At 65.5% G+C, this 18,660-nt stretch carries 18 protein-coding genes; 5 read left to right on the top strand and 13 right to left on the bottom strand.

Translation table 11 applies throughout. The features are described from left to right. Positions 1–6: 6 nt before the first annotated feature. Positions 7–1,977, bottom strand: a complete 1,971-nt coding sequence (locus BMX16_RS08270; RefSeq protein WP_089901556.1) for a protein meaA — start codon at positions 1,975–1,977, stop codon at positions 7–9. A gap of 170 nt (positions 1,978–2,147) precedes the next feature. Here BMX16_RS08270 and BMX16_RS08265 point away from each other — a divergent pair, with 170 nt between their 5' ends. The 5 genes from BMX16_RS08265 (at position 2,148) to BMX16_RS08240 (ending at position 8,424) form a co-directional block, all read left to right on the top strand. Continuing rightward, positions 2,148–3,551: a 1-acyl-sn-glycerol-3-phosphate acyltransferase gene (locus tag BMX16_RS08265; protein WP_425434014.1), complete on the top strand. Its 1,404-nt coding sequence runs from the start codon at positions 2,148–2,150 to the stop codon at positions 3,549–3,551. Positions 3,552–3,667: 116 nt separating this feature from the next. Further along, positions 3,668–4,954, top strand: coding sequence for a crotonyl-CoA carboxylase/reductase (ccrA, locus tag BMX16_RS08260; protein WP_089901692.1), 1,287 nt, complete (start codon positions 3,668–3,670; stop codon positions 4,952–4,954). Positions 4,955–5,323: 369 nt separating this feature from the next. Next, positions 5,324–6,106 carry a helix-turn-helix transcriptional regulator gene (locus BMX16_RS08250; protein ID WP_089901550.1) on the top strand — a complete coding sequence of 261 codons (783 nt, stop codon included), beginning with the start codon at positions 5,324–5,326 and terminating at the stop codon, positions 6,104–6,106. Positions 6,107–6,182: 76 nt separating this feature from the next. Further along, complete coding sequence (locus tag BMX16_RS08245; RefSeq protein ID WP_089901548.1) at positions 6,183–6,845, top strand: acyl-homoserine-lactone synthase; 663 nt, start codon at positions 6,183–6,185, stop codon at positions 6,843–6,845. 40 nt (positions 6,846–6,885) lie between these two features. Further along, positions 6,886–8,424 carry an ATP-dependent DNA helicase gene (locus BMX16_RS08240; RefSeq protein WP_089901545.1) on the top strand — a complete coding sequence of 513 codons (1,539 nt, stop codon included), beginning with the start codon at positions 6,886–6,888 and terminating at the stop codon, positions 8,422–8,424. A gap of 56 nt (positions 8,425–8,480) precedes the next feature. On the opposite strand, the gene BMX16_RS08235 is transcribed toward BMX16_RS08240, so the two are convergent. The 12 genes from BMX16_RS08235 to BMX16_RS08180 form a co-directional block, all read right to left on the bottom strand. Beyond that, positions 8,481–9,236 carry a TIGR02186 family protein gene (locus BMX16_RS08235; RefSeq protein WP_089901542.1) on the bottom strand — a complete coding sequence of 252 codons (756 nt, stop codon included), beginning with the start codon at positions 9,234–9,236 and terminating at the stop codon, positions 8,481–8,483. Then, positions 9,233–10,147 carry a sulfite exporter TauE/SafE family protein gene (locus BMX16_RS08230; RefSeq protein WP_089901539.1) on the bottom strand — a complete coding sequence of 305 codons (915 nt, stop codon included), beginning with the start codon at positions 10,145–10,147 and terminating at the stop codon, positions 9,233–9,235. Before BMX16_RS08230 ends, BMX16_RS08235 begins: the two co-directional genes overlap by 4 nt. A gap of 87 nt (positions 10,148–10,234) precedes the next feature. Continuing rightward, positions 10,235–11,203 carry an ABC transporter permease gene (locus BMX16_RS08225; RefSeq protein WP_089901536.1) on the bottom strand — a complete coding sequence of 323 codons (969 nt, stop codon included), beginning with the start codon at positions 11,201–11,203 and terminating at the stop codon, positions 10,235–10,237. A 4-nt stretch (positions 11,204–11,207) separates the two neighbouring features. Continuing rightward, positions 11,208–12,329: an ABC transporter permease gene (locus tag BMX16_RS08220; RefSeq protein WP_089901533.1), complete on the bottom strand. Its 1,122-nt coding sequence runs from the start codon at positions 12,327–12,329 to the stop codon at positions 11,208–11,210. 3 nt (positions 12,330–12,332) lie between these two features. After that, positions 12,333–13,943, bottom strand: a complete 1,611-nt coding sequence (locus BMX16_RS08215) for an ABC transporter ATP-binding protein (protein WP_089901530.1) — start codon at positions 13,941–13,943, stop codon at positions 12,333–12,335. Between the two features lie 73 nt (positions 13,944–14,016). Beyond that, positions 14,017–15,012 (bottom strand): BMP family lipoprotein, encoded by a 996-nt coding sequence (locus BMX16_RS08210; protein ID WP_089901527.1) that lies wholly within the window; start codon positions 15,010–15,012, stop codon positions 14,017–14,019. A 201-nt stretch (positions 15,013–15,213) separates the two neighbouring features. After that, entirely contained in the window at positions 15,214–15,639 is a 426-nt protein-coding gene (locus BMX16_RS08205; protein ID WP_089901525.1) for a GNAT family N-acetyltransferase, read from the bottom strand. Next, positions 15,636–16,298 (bottom strand): tRNA (adenosine(37)-N6)-threonylcarbamoyltransferase complex dimerization subunit type 1 TsaB, encoded by a 663-nt coding sequence (tsaB, locus tag BMX16_RS08200; protein WP_089901522.1) that lies wholly within the window; start codon positions 16,296–16,298, stop codon positions 15,636–15,638. The genes BMX16_RS08205 and tsaB overlap by 4 nt, the downstream gene beginning before the upstream one ends. Further along, a complete protein-coding gene (locus BMX16_RS08195) occupies positions 16,295–16,576 on the bottom strand; it encodes a DUF6958 family protein (RefSeq protein WP_089901519.1) in 282 nt (93 codons plus the stop codon). The genes tsaB and BMX16_RS08195 overlap by 4 nt, the downstream gene beginning before the upstream one ends. Before the next feature lie 18 nt (positions 16,577–16,594). Then, positions 16,595–17,158, bottom strand: coding sequence for a NifU family protein (locus tag BMX16_RS08190; RefSeq protein WP_089901516.1), 564 nt, complete (start codon positions 17,156–17,158; stop codon positions 16,595–16,597). A 92-nt stretch (positions 17,159–17,250) separates the two neighbouring features. Continuing rightward, on the bottom strand, positions 17,251–17,706 hold the full coding sequence (locus tag BMX16_RS08185; protein WP_089901513.1) for a universal stress protein: 456 nt from the start codon (positions 17,704–17,706) through the stop codon (positions 17,251–17,253). A gap of 58 nt (positions 17,707–17,764) precedes the next feature. Next, the gene (locus BMX16_RS08180) at positions 17,765–18,631 is read right to left on the bottom strand and encodes a branched-chain amino acid aminotransferase (protein ID WP_089901510.1); all 867 of its coding nucleotides are present in this window, start codon (positions 18,629–18,631) and stop codon (positions 17,765–17,767) included. Between the last annotated feature and the right edge of the window lie 29 nt (positions 18,632–18,660).

Genomic DNA, 18,660 nt, shown 5'->3' with positions numbered 1-18,660 from the left:
ATTACGTCATTCGGCCGCAATATGATGCCGATCCACGAGTGTCACGATATCGTCCATGATCTGGTTCAAACGGAAATCCTTTGGCGTATAGATCCGGGCGACCCCCATGGACCGAAGTTTCTGCGCATCGTCTTCGGGGATGATCCCACCTGCAATCACAGGAATATCGCCCAATCCCGCGGCACGCAATTTCGTCATCATCGATTCGATGAGGGGCATGTGCGAGCCCGACAGGATCGACAACCCGATCACATGCACTTGCCCCTCCAATGCGGATTGCACCAGTTCATCCGGTGTCAGCCGAATACCGTCATAGGCGATTTCCATGCCGCAATCACGCGCGCGGGTTGCAATCTGTTCCGCACCATTCGAGTGACCGTCGAGGCCGGGTTTACCCACAAGAAATTTCAATTTCCGCCCTAATTTGGCGCTGACGGCATCGACCCGGGCCCGGATGTCATCCAGATCCTCGGTGCGATTGGACATCGCGGCGCTGACACCGGTGGGTGCGCGGTATTGGCCGAACGCGGTGCGGATCACATCCGCCCATTCGCCGGTCGTCACACCGGCGCGGGCGGCCCTGATCGACGGCGGCATGATGTTGGACCCGTCGGTGGCAGCCTGCCGCAGATCGGCCAGCGCGGCGCGCACCGCCTGCGGATCGCGTGCCGCTTTCCACGCAGCAAGGCGGTACAACTGGTCGGCCTCTGCGGCGGCGTCGGCAACCATGATTGCATCGTCGCCGGCCGTCAGCGGCGACGGTTCTCCGGACTGGTAGCGGTTGACGCCGACGACCGTGGTGCGACCCGTTTCGATTCCCGCGATGCGGGCGGCATTGCTGTCGACCAGCCGACCTTTCATATAGGCGATGGCCTCGACCGCGCCGCCCATGCCGTCGATGGCCGCCAATTCGGCGCGGGCGCCGTCGATCAATGTGGCCACCTTGGCCTCGATCGCGGGATTGCCGTCGAACAGGTCGTCGAATTCCAGAAGGTCCGTCTCATAGGCGAGGATCTGCTGCATCCGCAGCGACCATTGCTGGTCCCACGGGCGTGGCAGGCCCAATGCCTCGTTCCAGGCGGGAAGTTGCACGGCACGGGCGCGGGCATTCTTGGACAGCGTCACGGCCAGCATTTCGATCAGGATGCGATAGACGTTGTTTTCTGGCTGCTGTTCCGTCAGCCCCAGCGAATTGACCTGCACGCCATAGCGGAAGCGGCGAAATTTCTCGTCCTTCACCCCATAGCGGTCGCGGCAGATCTCGTCCCATAGTGCTACGAAGGCGCGCATCTTGCACAGCTCCGTCACGAACCGGATGCCCGCATTCACGAAAAACGAAATGCGACCGACCATGTCGGGGAAATGTTCGGCGGGCACCTTTCCCTTCAGGTCGTCCAGCACGGCGGTGGCGGTGGCCAGCGCAAAGGCCAATTCCTGTTCCGGCGTCGCCCCCGCCTCTTGCAGGTGATAGGAACACACGTTCATCGGGTTCCATTTCGGCAGGTGTTCGCGGGTATAGGCCGCGACATCGGTAATCATCCGCATCGAGGGCGCGGGCGGGCAGATATAGGTGCCGCGCGACAGGTATTCCTTGATGATGTCGTTCTGCACCGTCCCCTGCAGGGCGGTGATATCGGCACCCTGTTCCTCGGCCACGGCAATATACAGCGCCAGCAGCCACGGCGCCGTCGCATTGATCGTCATCGAGGTGTTCATCTGGTCCAGCGGGATCGCGTCGAACAGTGCCCGCATGTCGCCCAGATGGCAAACGGGCACGCCGACCTTGCCCACCTCGCCACCGCTGAGCTCGTGGTCGCTGTCGTAACCGGTCTGCGTCGGCAGGTCGAAAGCGACCGAAAGTCCCGTCTGCCCCTTGGCCAGATTGCCGCGATAAAGCGCATTGGACGCCTTTGCCGTGGAATGGCCGGCATAGGTGCGGAACAGCCACGGGCGGTCGGTCTGGACACGGTCTGTCATCGGCGGGCATCCCTGCATTGACGCGTAACAATATTGCTTACCAGATGGGTTATGCGATATTTTGCACTGCGGTCAAGGTGCCGCAGTGCGGCATCGGCACAATCGCGGTGCGGTCCGCCGGGATTTACGGCTGCGGGCAAACCTGTCACGTTCCCGCCATGACGCATCCCGTGATCCTGCCGCTTTGGGCCTTCGTGCTGATCGTGCTGTTCGCCGGCGTGACGTTCGCATCGCATTTCCTGTTCCCGTCCGTGCGCTGGTTCTTTCGCAAGCGGGCGGAACGGGTCATCGCACGGGTGAACACGCGTCTGGCCCGCCCGATCGAGCCGTTCAAGCTGGCGCGCCGTTACGATATGATCCAACGCCTGATCTATGATCCGACCGTGACGCAGGCCATCGTCGATCACGCCCGCGCCAACAACGTCCCCGAAAACGTTGCCTTCGAGAAAGCCAAATCCTACGCCCGCGAAATCGTGCCGGGGTTTTCGGCCATCGCCTATTTTTCGGTGGGCATGCGTCTGGCCCGCTATCTGTCGAACTCGCTCTACCGGGTGCGCATCGCGACCTATCCGCGTCAGGAACTCGCGGAACTGGACCCGAACGCCACCATCGTCTTCATCATGAACCACCGCAGCAACATGGACTATGTGCTGGTCACCTATCTGGTCAGCCGCGCCGGGACCCTGTCCTATGCGGTGGGCGAATGGGCACGGGTGTGGCCCCTGTCGGGGCTGATCCGCATGCTGGGCGCCTACTTCATCCGGCGGCGGTCGCGCGGCGACCTTTATCGCGGGGTGCTGGCGCGTTATGTGCAGATGGCGACGGACGCCGGTGTGACACAGGCCATGTTCCCCGAAGGCGGGTTGTCCGTCACCGGTGCGGTGAAGCCGCCCAAGCTGGGTCTGTTGAACTATATCGTCAGCAATTATCGCCCCGGTGGCCGCGACGTGATCTTCATCCCCGTGGCCCTGAACTATGACCGGGTGATCGAGGACCGCTTCCTGATCAATGCGGACAAGCGCGGCAACCGCAGGTTCCGGCCGCCGACCCTGACCGTGGTGCGGGCGGTGGGTGTGCATCTGTGGGCGCGGATCACCGGGCGCTTCGACGGGTTCGGCACCGCCTCCGTCGGGTTCGGGCACCCGCTGGAGCTGTCTCTGTTCCTGAAGGATCGCGGGCCACTGGACGGCGATCCCACGTCGCTGGTGGCAGAGGAGTTGATGGCCCGCGTCCGGCAGGTCGTGCCCGTTCTGTCGGTGCCGCTCGTTGCGCGGCTCTTGCTGCGCCACGACGCTCTGACACAGGCCAGCCTGCTGGGTCACATGACCGCCTGCCTCGACGCGCTCCGCTCGCGCGAGATGCCGTTGCCGCAACGACCGGCAGCGCAGCTGTTGGACGAGGCGCTGCTGCGGTTGTCGGATCGCGGGCTGATCGCAGTTACACCGGACAGGATCCTCGTCACGGACACAGGTCGCGACGTGCTGGCCTACTATGCCAATTCCATCGCCCATCATTTCGACGAGACCCCGATGCAGGTCCTTTCTGCGCCAGTCCTGTCGAAATCCGTCACGTAATTAAATTACAAATACGTATCATTTTGTGTTGCATCGTTGCGCTGCAGTTGCATATTAGGCCCAAGCGCCGATTCTGCGGTGCGGCGACCAAAGTGGATGCGACGATGGAGACGGACATGGCCCTCGACCTGAACACGAAGATGAGCACTGCCACCGGCGGCAAGACCCTGTATGCGGTGGGCGAAATGCCCCCCCTCGGTCAAGTGCCGGACCAGATGTATGCCTGGACGATCCGCCGCGAGCGGCACGGTGAGCCCGAGCAGGCGTTTCAGGTCGAGGTGGTCGATTGCCCGCGCCCGGACAGCCACGAGGTGCTGGTCATGGTGATGGCGGCGGGCGTGAACTACAACGGCGTCTGGGCCGGCCTCGGCATCCCGCTCAGCCCGTTCGACGTGCACGGCGCGCCCTATCACATCGCAGGGTCGGATGCGTCCGGCATCGTCTGGGCCGTGGGCGACAAAGTCAAGCGCTGGAAGGTCGGCGACGAGGTTGTGATCCATTGCAATCAGGACGACGGCGACGACGAACACTGCAACGGCGGCGACCCGATGTATTCCCCCAGCCAGCGCATCTGGGGCTACGAGACGCCTGACGGCTCCTTCGCGCAGTTCACCTGCGTGCAGTCCCAGCAACTCATGGCCCGCCCCCAGCATCTGACGTGGGAGGAGTCGGCCTGCTACACCCTGACCCTCGCCACCGCGTACCGGATGCTGTTCGGCCACGAACCCCACGATCTGAAGCCGGGCCAGAACGTGCTGGTCTGGGGCGCGTCCGGTGGCCTCGGGTCCTATGCGATCCAGCTCATCAACACGGCGGGGGCCAACGCGATCGGTGTGATCAGTGACGAATCCAAGCGCGAGTTCGTCATGTCGCTGGGCGCGCGGGGCGTGCTGAACCGCAACGACTTTGACTGTTGGGGCCAGATGCCGACGGTGAACACCCCCGAGTACAAGGCATGGTTCGCCGAGACGCGCAAATTCGGCAAGGCGATCTGGGACATCACCGGCAAAGGCAACAACGTCGACATGGTGTTCGAACATCCGGGAGAGGCGACGTTCCCCGTCTCCACCTTCGTGTGCAAGCGCGGCGGGATGGTCGTGATCTGCGCGGGCACCACGGGCTACAACCTGACCTTTGACGTGCGCTATATGTGGATGCACCAGAAACGGTTGCAGGGCAGCCATTTCGCCAACCTGCGGCAGGCGTCTGCCGCCAACAACCTGATGGTGGAACGCCGTCTGGACCCCTGCATGTCAGAGGTGTTCGGCTGGGACGACATTCCCGCCGCCCACACCAAGATGCGCAAGAACCAGCACAAGCCCGGCAACATGGCCGTTCTGGTGCAAAGCCCGCGCACGGGGTTGCGCACCTTCGCCGATGCGCAGGCCGAACAACGCGGCTGATCGGGGTCACGGGCCGGCACATCGTGGGCGGGCGTCTGTCGCAGGGCAGGCGCCCGTTTCCAATTGCTGCATCCAGATGTGGTGCCAATGGGTTGCAGCGTGTCTGTCCCCCAATTCCGGGGGGGCCGAACCAGCGGGTAGGATGAAGAATTGCTGTATGTTAGCTTGAGTCATTAAGACTTCGTTAAGACTTTTCAGGGGATCGTGCCGTGGGACAAAACTGGATCATCGACGTTCTGGCCGACTTGGAGTCCTTCGCGTCATCAAACGGACTGCCCCTCGTGGCGGACCGGATGCGCGAAGCCGCTGTGGTGGCATCGGCAGAAATCGCGTCGGTCATCATAGGGCCAGCGGGCCTTGGGCGGCATGATGCGGAACGGACTGAACACCTTCTTGTCGAACCTCGAATCCGTCACACGGCTTGACCAGATCCAGGATCTGATCGTCGGGCTGCGCGACGAGTTGGCCGTGGATCATGTGATCTATCACTGGATCAGTGTGGACGGGCAGCAGTACGGCTTTGGCACCTACGATCCGACGTGGGCGCAACGCTATCAGGACATGGACTATATCCGGGTCGATCCGGTGGTGCTGGGTTGCTTCCAGCGGTTCCACCCGGTGGACTGGAAACGCCTCGACTGGACGTCTCGGGCCGCACGGGCATTCCGCGCGGAATCGCTGACCTATCAGGTGGGCAATCAGGGGTATTCCGTCCCGATCCGGGGGCCGAACGGTCAGTTCGCCTTGTTCAGCCTGTCACGCAGTTGTTCGGACGAAGACTGGGACGACTTCATCGCAACCCACCAGCGTGATGTCATCGTGCTCGCGCATTATCTGAATGCCAAGGCGCTCCAACTGGAAAACCACCGTACCCCCGACCCGGTCAAACCCCTGTCCCCACGAGAGGTGGATGCGCTGACCTTTCTTGCCATGGGCTATTCGCGCGGGCAGGCGGCGGACATGCTGGCGATCTCGGAACATACCCTGCGCGACTATATCGAAAGCGCACGGTTGAAACTCGGGGCCGCGAACATCGTCCACGCCGTCGCCCGCGCCCTGACCGAAGGGTTGATCCTGACCGGCGGTGCCGCGCGCGACGATCCCGGCGGCTGGCCCGGCCGGCTGCGCGATCCACTGGTTGCGACCGGCTGACCCCACCGCGCGGCGGCGTTAGAACCGCTTAAACATCGGCCTCGCATGGTGCCCCCCGATCAACACGGGGGGCAGCATGATTCGCTATCTGACGACGACCGCACTGGCGGCACATCCGGGCCTGCAGGCCGGAATGCACCGCGACCGCACGGCGCAGTTCCGCGACCGGCTGGGCTGGGATGTACAGGTCGATGCGCAGGGCTGGGAACGCGACCAGTATGACGCCTGCGACCCGCTCTATGTCGTCTGGGAACCGCAACCGGGGGTGCACGGCGGCTCCATGCGCCTGCTGCCCATGTCGGGCCGCACGATGGTGAACGAACAATTCGCCGCGCTGCTGCCCGCCCCGATCACCGATCCCGCGATCTGGGAATGCACCCGCTTTTGCCTGTCACCCCACGCCGGGCCCCGCGTCGCGGGCCTCCTGATGCTGGCGGGGGGAGAGGTGATGCGTGCCCATGCCCTGACGCATTTGCTGGGCGTGTTCGATGCGCGGATGATCCGCGTCTATCAGGCCATCGGCGCGGTGCCCGAGGTGCTTGGCCGCACCGGGCCGGGGCGCGATGCCATCGGCGTCGGTCTGTGGCCCTACCGACCCGACGACCGCCTGCGTGTGTTGCGCCGCGCGGGTGTTTCGTCCGAGGTGTCGGAAGCGTGGTTCGCCCGCGCCTTCGGCCCGGACGTGACGCCACGCCCCTTGGCGGCAGCGACGGCCATCACGCCGTCAATCGCGGCCTGACCCACTGGCAGGCGGACGCGGCGACGGTTAGGGTCGCGCCATGAATGCGCCAGCCACCATCACCTTTTCCGACGATCAGGCCGCGGCGTGGGACAGCATCGCCACAGCCCTGCGCCAGTCCGGCATCGACCTGACCGACGACCTGCTGCAACCGCCGCAAACCGACGTGAGCGAGGTTCTGGCCGTCATCGGCAAGGCGGGCAGCGGCAAGACCATGCTGCTCGCCGCCCTTTACCGCGCGCTGGAGGCGGCTGGTGTCGATATCGTGTCCGGCGACTACGAGGGAAAAAAGCGCGGCAATCGCCGCACGCTGGCGATCCTGGCACCGACGAACAAGGCGGCGTCCGTGCTGCGCAACCGCGGCGTGCCGGCGACCACGATCCACCGCATCCTCTACACCCCCGTCTATGACCCGGAGTATGAGAAGGTCGCGGAATGGCTGGCGGGGCAGGGTGAACGACCCGCCGTGGCACAGTTGACGGACATCGCGCTCAACCGGGCGTTCGCGTCCTATCAGGGGCACAAGTCGATCCCGGCCGCCCTCGCCGCCGCCGGTCTGCGCGGCAGCGATTTCATCACCGGCTGGAAACGGCGCGAGGAGGCGCTGGATATCGGCTTCGTGGACGAATCCTCCATGCTCGACGCGCGCCAGTTCGACGACCTGAAGGAGATCTTTCCGACGCTGCTGCTGTTCGGCGACCCGGCGCAGCTGCCGCCCGTGCAATCGGCCGGCGGCATGGTGTTCGAAACATTGCCCGCGAAGCGCATCTTGACCCTGAACCGAATCCACCGGCAAAGCGCCGACAGCCCGATCCTCGATCTGGCGCATGCGCTGGCCGACCCGATGCTGGATTTCTACCACTTCGAGCGGATGGTGGCCGAGGCCGCCGAACGCGACGACCGCGTGGTGATCGCCCAGCGGGTCGAGGCGGACCTGATGGCCCGCTCGCCCTGCCTCGTGTGGACGAACAAGACGCGGATCAAGCTGATCCATGCGTTCCGCAGCGCTTACAACGCACCCCCCGACAGCCTCCTGCCGGGCGAGCCGCTGATCTGCGACGGGATCGAGTTGCCGCTGAAACACCGCAAGAAGCGCCTCGACCTCGAGGCGCGGGGGCTGATCAAGGGCGCGCAGGTCATCTACCTTGGCCCCGGACGCAGGCCCGGTTTCAGCCGCCTGCACGTCCTTGGTGCGCTGGACCCGCAGATGTCGGCCGCCAGCATCGTCAAGATCGAGCTGGAAGGCGACGAGGAACCCTTTATTCCCTTTGCCGCCAAGATGGGGGCCACCTTTCTGCACGGCGCTGCCGTGACGATCCACAAGGCGCAAGGCAGCCAGTGGGACACGGTGCAGGTATTCGCCCCGGATATCGAGATGGCCAGCCGCATGGGCCGGGTCGAGGCCGGGCAGCCTTTGTGGAAACGCCTCGCCTATGTGGCGATCACGCGGGCCGAAAACCAGTTGCGCTGGGTCGTGCGCAACCGTCTGGCGAAACCCGCCGACCCGGTACTGCGCATCGACGATCTGGACGCAGGCCCCGTGCCGCTGACGCTGATGGCCCAGTCCGACGACGACTGACCCTTGTCCGCGGATAAGGCTTCCCGTCCTCACTCAGACGTTTGCGCATGTGCCGTCTAGCGCCGCAGCAGGGTGGCCCCGGCGGATGCGGCCCAGCCTGCGGCGACGGCGATCACCAGCGACAGCAGACCGTACAGGATCGGCTGCACATGCGCGAGGTTGTAGAGCCAGCGTTCGATGCCGACCTTTTCCACCGGGATGACCGTGCTGTGTTCGTCGATCACGCGCCCGTCCCGCGTCAGATAGATGCGGGCGAGGTAATCCCCCTCCAGCAGGTTGGCGGGCAGCCGGAACGCTGTGCGGAACAGTGTGTCCTCCTCCAGATCGACGCCGCCTTCCTGCACCTGATACAGCGCCTGCTTGGTGCGGATGCGAATCAGCGCCTCGGTATAGGCGGCGCTGTTTTCGACCGTGGCCCCGTCGGCGCGGATGGTGCGCGGGATGGTGATGGCGTTGCGCAGGTCTTCGGTCTGGGTCAGCACCTCGTCCAGCGGGCCGCTGGTGGCGACGGCGTAAAAGGACGGCGCGCGCCGCACGTCGACCTGATCGGCGTTCACCCAGATGCCCAGCTGCCGGTCCTTGCGGAACACCGACAGCGGCTGATCCGGCCCCGCGACCGCGACGATCACCCCCAGCTTGCCAGTGTCCTGCGGCGCGGGCGCATCGCGGCTGACCGCACCGAAGATCAGGATGTCGGACCCTTCGAAGGTGGCGGTGATCGACACGGAATCCTGGCTCAGGCCCAGCACGATGCTTTCACCGCGCAGCGGTCCGGCCAGTGTCAGCAGCAGCAGCACGATCAGTCGCATCATGGCGCGGTTGCCTGAATGACGTAAAGCTCTGACGGCTGCAGCACCAGATCCAACCCGAGCTTGAGGCAGACCAGCAGCACCAGCAGCGCCAGCATGATCCGCAGGCTTTCCGCGCGCAGCTTCAGCCCGATGCGGGTGCCGATCTGCGCGCCGATCACGCCGCCGACGATCAGCAGCAGGGCCAGCACGATGTCCACGGTGTAGTTCGTGGTCGCGTGCAGCATCGTGGTATAGGCGGTGACGAAGATGATCTGGAACAGCGACGTGCCGATCACGACCTTGGTCGGCATCCCCAGCAGATAGATCATCGCGGGCACCATGATGAACCCGCCGCCGACCCCCATGATGGCCGACAGGATGCCCACCAGCATCCCCACCAGCAGCGGCGGAATGACCGAGATATAAAGGCCGGACCCCCTGAACTTCACCTTCAGCGGCAGGTTGTGGACCCAGTAGTGGTGCTTGCGCGTCCGCTTGGCGCCGGGACGGCGCGATTTCAGGATCGCGTTCACGCTCTCGACCAGCATCAGCCCGCCAATGATGCCGAGGAACACGACATAGAACAGGCTGACCAGCAGATCGACCTGACCGAGCGCGCGCAGATAGTTGAAGATCACTAGCCCGATCGACGACCCCACCAGACCGCCCGCCAGCAGCACCGACCCCATGCGCAGATCGACGGTCTTGCGCTTCAGATGCGCCAGCAGCGCGGAAAACGACGATGCGACGATCTGGTTCGTGGACGTGGCCACGGCGACCGCCGGCGGGATGCCGACGAAGAACAGCAGAGGCGTGATCAGGAACCCGCCGCCCACGCCGAACATGCCCGACAGGACGCCCACCAGACCGCCCAGCCCGAGGATCAGGAACACGTTGACCGAAATCTCGGCGATGGGCAGGTAAAGCTGCACGGGCGATCCAGCAGGGGCAGGGGTGTTAGCCCACCTGACCGTGGATCGCCCGCAGTGTCAAACAGGGTCTGCGGCAGATGGCCGCCGTCAGCGTTCCTTTATGTAGGGCTCGCCACCGGCGCGCGGCGGGATCGCCTTGCCGACAAAGCCCGCAAGGATCACCACCGTCAGGATATAGGGCAGCGCGTCCAGCAGTTGCGTCTGCACACTGAACCCCAGCGTGCTGGTGATCAGGTCGGGGCGCAGCGCCAGCGCCTGCAGGAACCCGAACAGCAGCGTCGCCCATAGGCAGGGCCACGGCTTCCACTTGGCAAAGATCAGCGCGGCCAGCGCGATGTAGCCACGCCCCGCACTCATGTCCTTGGTGAACCCCGCCTGCAGCGCGGTGGCAAGGTAGGCCCCCGCCAGCCCGCACAGCACGCCGCAGATGGCGACGGCGGTGAACCGCAGCCCGATCACCGAGATCCCTGCGGTATCGACGGCTGCGGGGTTTTCGCCCACCGCCCGCAGGCGCAGGCCGAAGCGGGTGGAATAGAGCACCCACCACGACAGCGGAACGATCAGCAGGGCAACATAGACCAGAGCGGTGTGGCCCGAGATCAGCTCGTAATAGATCGGCCCCAGCACCGGCACGTCGCGCAGTTCATTGGCAAAGGGCAGGGTGATCGGATTGAACCGCGCCGCCCCTGCCAGTTGCGGCGTGCGCCCGCCTTCGGCGAACCAGCTTTGCGCGATGACGACGGTCAGACCTGCGGCAAGGAAATTGATCGCCACGCCAGAGATCAGCTGATTGCCACGGAAGGTGATCGACGCGACGCCGTGGATCGCCGACAGCAGCAGCGACGCGCCCACGCCCGCCAGCAGACCGATCCACACGCTGCCCGTGGTGAACGCGATGGCGGCGGACAGAAAGGCGGAGGCCAGCATCTTGCCCTCCAGCCCAATGTCGAAGATGCCGGCGCGTTCCGAAAACAGCCCGGCCAGACAGGCCAGCAGCAGCGGCGTGGCCAGACGCAGGGTGGAATCCAGCAGTTGCAGCAGGGTCAGCAGGTCCATGGGCTTACTCCGCCGCAGTCAGTGTGGTCGCGCGCGCGGCCTTGCGGCGACGCGCGAGGAAGATCCGCTCCAGCGGCATCCGCACCATGTTGTCCAGCGCCCCGGTGAACAGGATCACCAGCGCCTGAATGACAACGATCAGCTCGCGTGGGATGCTGGTCCACAGCGCCAGTTCGGCGCCGCCCTGATACAGGAACCCGAACAGGATCGCGGCCAGAAATACGCCGAACGGGTGGCTGCGGCCCATCAGGGCCACGGCGATGCCGATGAAGCCCGCACCTTCCACCGCGTTCAGGACCAGACGCTCAGCCTCTCCCATCACGTTGTTGATGGCCATCATGCCCGCCAGCGCGCCCGAGATCGCCATCGAGATGACGATGATCTTGGTCGGGCTGATGCCCGCATATTTCGCCGCCGTTTCCGAATGGCCAAAGGCGCGGAGTTCGTAGCCCAACCGCGTGCGCCAGATCAGCGCCCAGATCACCACGCAGGCCGCGATTGCGACAAAGAAGGTCACGTTGGCGGGCGCACCCCGGAATAGCGGATTGTCGGCGGTGGAGAACATATCCTGGAACGACGGCAGGAACGTGGCATCGGGGAATTTTCCGGTCGCAGGTTCCATGCTGCCCGCAGGCTTCAGCGCGCCGACCAGCAGGTAGTTGAGGAAGGCCGCGGCGATGAAGTTGAACATGATCGTGGTGATGACGATGTGGCTGCCCCGCTTGGCCTGCAGCACCGCCGGAATGATCGCCCATGCCGCGCCAAAGAGTGCTGCCCCCGCCGTAGCGCCCAGCAGCGCCAGCGACCAGTGCGGCCACGGGATATAGAGGCACACCAGCGCGACCCCGAGGCCACCGAGTGCGGCTTGCCCCTCGCCGCCGATGTTGAACATGCGGGCGTGGAACGCGATGGCGACCGCAAGGCCGGTAAAGACGAAGTTGGTGGCATAATAGAGCGTGTAGCCCCAGCCATAGGTCGATCCCAGTGCGCCCTGCACCATGATCTTCAGCGCCTCCCATGGGCTTTCACCAATGGCGAGGATCACGATGGCCGACAGCGCCGCCGCCAGCACCAGCGAGATGACGGGGATCAGGACGACATCGGCCCATTTCGGCATGACATCCATGGCTCAGACCTTTGTTCCGGTGCCCGCATGGGCAAGGTTGCGTTCGATTTCGGTCACGGTGACGTTGCCCGGATCGCCGGTCATGCCCGCCATCAGCATGCCGAGTTCCTTTTCGTTCGTGGTCGCAGGATCGCGTTCGCCCATCATGTGACCGTCGAACATCACGGCGATGCGGTCGGACAGTGCGAGGATCTCTTCCAGCTCCACGCTGACCAGCAGGATCGCCTTGCCTTGGTCGCGCAGCGCGATGATCTGCTGGTGAATGAACTCGATCGCACCGATGTCCACGCCGCGGGTGGGCTGGCCGATCAGCAGCAGGTCCGGATTGCGCTCGATCTCGCGCGCCAGCACGATCTTTTGCTGGTTGCCGCCGGAGAAATTCTTGGCGGCCAGCTTCGGGTCCAGCGGGCGCACGTCGAAGCGGCCCATCTTGTCCACCGTGTCCTGCATCATCGCCGCATGGTCCATCAACGGACCGCGCCGGAACCGCGCGTCGTTCTGATAGCCGAAGGCGATGTTCTCCCACGCGGCATAGTCCATGATCAGACCCTCGGCCTGACGATCCTCCGGCACGTGGGCGATGCCGTCGCGGCGGCGGCTTTGCCCGTCGGACGACCGGCCCGTCAGGTCGATGGGCCTGCCGTTCATCGTGACGCGGCCCGTGGCGCGGGCGTAGCCACCCAGCACCTCCAGCAGCTCGCTTTGCCCGTTGCCCGCGACACCGGCGATGCCCAGCACCTCGCCGGCCCGCACCTGCAGGCTGACGCCCTTCAGACGGTGCACGCCCTTGTCGTCGGTCACGTTCAGATCCGCCACGTCGAGGATTACCGCACCGGGCTGCGCGGGCGTCTTGTTCACCCGCAGCAGCACCTTGCGCCCGACCATCAGCTCGGCCAGCGCGGCGGGGCTCGTCTCGGCGGTCTTGACGGTCGCCGTCATCTGGCCGCGGCGCATGACGCTGACCGTGTCGGTGATCTCCATGATCTCGCGCAGCTTGTGGGTGATCAGGATGATCGTCTTGCCCTCGCGCCGCAGGTTTTCGAGGATGCGGAACAGATGGTCCGCCTCGGCGGGGGTCAGCACGCCGGTCGGCTCGTCCAGGATCAGGATGTCGGCCCGGCGATACAGCGCCTTTAGGATCTCGACCCGCTGCTGCATGCCGACGCCGATGTCGCTGACCAGCGCATCGGGATCGACATTCAATTCGTATTCGTCGGCCAGCGCCTTCAGCTCGCGCCGCGCGCGGGCCAGGGAGGGGCGCAGCATTGCGCTGTCCTCTGCCCCCAGCACGATGTTTTCCAGCACCGTGAACGTCTCGACCAGCTTGAAGTGCTGGAACACCATGCCGATGCCCGCCGCGATCGCGGCCTGACTGTCGGGGATCTCGACCTTCTTTCCGGCGACCCAGATCTCTCCCGCGTCGGCGCGGTAGAAGCCGTAGAGGATGCTCATCAGCGTGGACTTGCCGGCGCCGTTCTCTCCGATGATGCCGTGAATCGTGCCGGGCATCACGCGGATGGAAATGTCCTTGTTGGCCTGCACCGGGCCGAAGGATTTGGAAATGCCCTTCAGCTCGATGGCGGGGGCGGCTGATGGTGTCGTGGTGGTCGTCATGTCCGTCCCCCGATGATCAAGGGGCCGCGCCGAATGTTCAGCGCGGCCCCGGTCGTGTGTCGGTCGCCGTGGCTCAGAACGTCAGCGACGGGCAGGATTCGTCGGACATGTAGTCGTGCACCGCGATGCTGCCGTCCGCGATGCCGGCCTGAGCCGTCTCGATCGCGGTGGTCATTTCCGGCGTGATCAGCTCTGCGTTGAACTCGTCCATCGCCACGCCCACGCCGTCCTCGGCCACGCCAAGGGCTGCGACACCCGGCTCGACAGCTTCACCGGCGGTGAAGGCGTCATAGACGGCCACATCGACGCGCTTGAGCATGGAGGTCAGGACCTGACCGGGGTGCATGTAGTTCTGGTTCGCGTCCACGCCGATGCCCAGCATCTCGTTGTCGGCGGCAGCCTGCAGCACGCCCACACCAGTGCCGCCGGCAGCCTGGAACACCACGTCGGAGCCCTGAGATTTCTGTGCCAGCGTCAGTTCGGTGCCCTTGACGGGGTCGTTCCATGCGGCGGGGGTGGTGCCGGTCATGTTGGCGATCACGGTGATGTCGGGGTTCACGGATTTGGCACCCTCGGCATAGCCGCAGGCGAACTTGCGGATCAGCGGGATGTCCATGCCGCCGACAAAGCTGACGGTGCCGGTCTGCGACGCCATCGCGGCCAGCATGCCGACGAGGTAGGAGCCCTGCTCTTCGTTGAAGACGACGGATTTCACGTTCGGCGCCTCGACCACGGCGTCGATGATGACGAACTTGGTGTCCGGGTAATCGCCGGCGATGTCGGTCAGCGGGGTGGCAAAGCTGAAGCCCGCCATGACGATCGGGTTGGCACCGGATTCGGCGAAGCGGCGCAGTGCCTGCTCGCGCTGGGCGTCGGACTGCAGCTCGACCTCGGCAAAGGTGCCGCCGGTTTCCTCGGCCCAACGGGTCGCGCCGTTAAAGGCGGATTCGTTGAACGATTTGTCGAACTTGCCGCCAAGGTCGAAGATGATCGCGGGATCGGCCATCGCGGCGCCGGCACTCAGGGCCAGGGCTGCGGTCGCGCCGAGGAATGTTTGGGTCAGGGTCATGGAACGTGTCTCCCGGGACAGTGTGTTGGGGTCCGGGCGGTTGGTCCGCCCGTGTTTTGAGGTGGGCTGATAAGGCAACGGGGCGCGGCGGTGGTCAACCGTTTCTTTACGGTAATCGCCGCATCTTTTGCCATTCGGTCAAACTTAGGGCGGAGACGGTCCGGGGGGCATCGTCCGGGGCGGCGCACGTCCGGGCGCGCGTCAGGCGGCGGCGTCCGCCACGGCGCGGCGCAGAACCAGCGCATCGACCGCAGCGCCACACGTCCGCGCATAATAGGCGCGTCTGCGGCCCACCGACGCAAAGTCCTGCGCCGCATAAAGGGCGATGGCAGCCGCGTTGTCGGCCGCCACCTCGAGGAACACCGACGCGGCCCCCGCACGTGCCGCCCGCCCGAGGAAATCGGTCAGGGCGGCGCGAGCCAGCCCCATGCGGCGCTGTTCGGGCAGGGTGGCCAGTGTCATCACCTCGGCCTCGTCGAAAGTGACGCGCCCGAGCACGAAGCTGTCGGCGCTGCCGCACAGGATGACGCCGCGCTGCGCCAAAAGGTCCGCAAACTCCAGCGCCGACCACGGGCGGTCATGATCGAACGCCCGCCTGTGCGTCTGGGCGAGCGCCGTGGGGGTCATGGCGTGATGGTCGGCGGCGCGTCACGGGCCGGTGCCGCATCCGCGGGCCGCAGATAGAGCGGCGCGGGACGTTCCGGATGGTCCAGCGCATAGATCGGATCTGCGGCCAGCAGGGCGATCCCTTCGATCACGCTGACGACCGGCGTGCCAACGGTCAGCCCGTGGGCCAGATGCAGGGTTTCCGCCATGTCGCCCAGCACGGCCACGTCGTCGCGCCCCGCGAGCGCCAGCGCGCCTGTCAGGTCGGTAAAGACGGGGGGCGCGTCGGGAAAGCCGTCGGTCAGCCGCTGGGCATAGACCATGTCGCGCGGCGCGCGCAGGGTGGACAGGACCGGACCTTGCGTGCCGAAACCCTGCGCCTCCAGCACGCCGACACCGATGGCTGGGCGGCTCAAACCCAGGGCGAGGCCGCGCGCGGCGGCGACGGACATGCGGATGCCCGTGAAGTTGCCGGGCCCGGTGCCCACGCCGATCGTGTCGATGTCGGCCCAGACCAGCCCCTGTTCGGCCAGCAGCCGTTCCAGCATGGGCATCAGGTGTTCAGCCTGACCGCGGGCCATGTCGTCGGTGCGGGTCACGATCCGGTCGCCGATCAGCAGGGCCGCGGCGCAATGCGCCGCCGACGTGTCAAAGGCCAGAACGACGTGATCGTCACTCATGCTTGGGTCCATGTCAGCGGTGTCGTCGGATGACGCTGCAGGATCTGCTTCACCTCGAGGTCGAGTTGCACGCATTTCAGCCACCATCCGGCGGTTTGACCGGCGGGGAACAGGTCTGGCGACAGATGCGGCAGTACGCCCGCCTTGATCTGCGCCGCCGTCAGCGGCGCAGAGGAAGTGACGGCCAGCATCGCTGCCCGCATGTCCTCGTACTTGGCAGCATCGACCTGCGTGGTCTTGCCGGGTGTGTTCGGATTGCCAACGGCGACCTTGGCCATGACGGTCCCTTTCCGGCGTCAGGCGGCGACGGGGCGCACTTCGGTCACTTCGGGGATGTAGTGACGCAGCAGGTTCTCGATCCCCATCTTCAACGTCAGGGTCGAGGACGGGCACCCGGCGCAGGCACCCTGCATGTGCAGATAGACCACGCCACGCTCGAACCCGTGGAACGTGATGTCGCCACCGTCCTGCGCCACGGCGGGGCGGACGCGGGTGTCCAGCAGTTCCTTGATCTGATCGACGATGGCGCTGTCCGCGCCGTCATGTGCCGCATGGCCCGAGACAGGCTTGTGGTCGGCACCCATGACCGGCTGGCCGGACTGGTAGTGCTCCATGATCGCACCCAGCAGCGCCGGTTTCATGTGGTCCCAGTCGGCGATGTCGGCCTTGGTCACGGTGATGAAATCCATGCCGAAGAACACCGCTTCCACCCCGTCCACGGCGAACAGGCGGTGCGCCAGCGGGCTGGAGCCTGCCGAATCGGTCGTCGGGAAATCCGCCGTGCCCACGTCCAGCACGCTTTCGCCGGGCAGGAATTTCAGCGTCGCGGGGTTCGGCGTGGATTCGGTCTGGATGAACATGGAAGTCGTCCCTTTCTGTCAGGTTACAGATATGCGCCCTGCGGCCGCGTCCGTCAAGGTTTGGAACCATTCTAAGATGGCGGACCCACGGTTCATGTGATCGCTTCCAGCTTTTCCTTGGACAGGTCGCCGGGGACGATGGTGATGGGGATGGGCAGTGTGCCCGCCTGCCGCGACAGGGCGGCGATCAGGGGGCCGGGGCCCTTCTTGTCGCTGCTGGCGCCCAGCACCAGCACGCCGATCTGCGGGTCCTCGGTGATCTGCGCGAGGATCTCGGTCATCGGTTCGCCCTCGCGGATCACAAGGTTCGGATCGACCTTCTGACGGTCGCGCATCCACTTGGCGAAGACCTCGAAATGCACCTCGATCCGCTCGCGCGCTTCGTCGCGAAAGATTTCGCCGACGCCGATCCAGTGGTTGAACTCCTCCGGCGGTATGACCGACAGGACGGTGACGCCGCCGCCCGTGCGGGACGCGCGCATGGCCGCATAGCGCATGGCGTTCAGACACTCGCGGGTGTCGTCCAGTATCACCAGAAACTTGCGCATGATGTGTCCTCCTCAACGTGCATCCTGTCGGATCGGGGATGCGCTGGCAACGGATGCGTCAGAGCGTTTCCGACGCGGCCCAGTCCCAGTAGAGGTCGCGGACCCGCGCCGTCATGGCGCCCTCCGCATAGCTGCGGTCGTCGAAGGCCTGCACCGGCGTCACCTTCATCATGTTGCCCGACAGGAACACCTCGTCCGCCGCGTGGAAATCGTCGAAGGTCAGGACGGTTTCCACCACCTCGACCCCGTCGGCGCGCAGGTTCGCCATGTGCCGCGCCCGCGTGATGCCCGCCAGGAACGTGCCATTGGGGATCGGCGTGAACACCACGCCGTCGCGCACGAGGAACACGTTCGCCGTCGCGGTTTCCGCCACGTTGCCCATCGCATCGGCGACCAGCGCGTTGCCGAACCCCTTGGCGCGCGCCTCGGCCAGCATCCGCGCGTTGTTGGGATAAAGGCAGCCCGCCTTGGCGTTCACGACGTTGTCCTCGATCACCGGGCGGCGATAGCGCGTGGTGGTCAGCGTGGTGGCCGTGCCGGGGGCGGCCATGGGAATCGCCTCGAGGCTGATGGCAAAGCCTGTCGCGCCCTCCTTCGGGACGATGCCCAGATCGCCGCCTTCCAGCGCCCAGTACATGGGGCGGATGTAGACGGCGGTGTCGGGGCCATAGGCGGCCAGCCCGTCGCGCACCATCTGCACCATGGCGTCGGTGTCGACGGTGGGGGTGATCATCAGGGCGGTGGCGGACCGGTTCACGCGGGCACAGTGGGCGGCCAGATCGGGCACCACGCCGTTGGCATAGCGCGCACCGTCGAAGACGGTGGTGCCGAGCCACGATCCGTGGTCGGCGGCCCGCATCACGGCCACGTCGCCGTCGTGCCAGCGGCCCTCGAAATAGGTGCGGATCTGGGTGCCGGTCGCCATGTGATGCCTCATCGTCAGGATTGGGCGGA

Origin of the sequence: Loktanella fryxellensis (assembly GCF_900110065.1) — a bacterium.
Lineage (GTDB): Bacteria > Pseudomonadota > Alphaproteobacteria > Rhodobacterales > Rhodobacteraceae > Loktanella > Loktanella fryxellensis.
The sequence above is the reverse complement of the archived record's forward strand: the minus strand, read 5'-3'. Positions and strand labels throughout refer to the sequence as shown.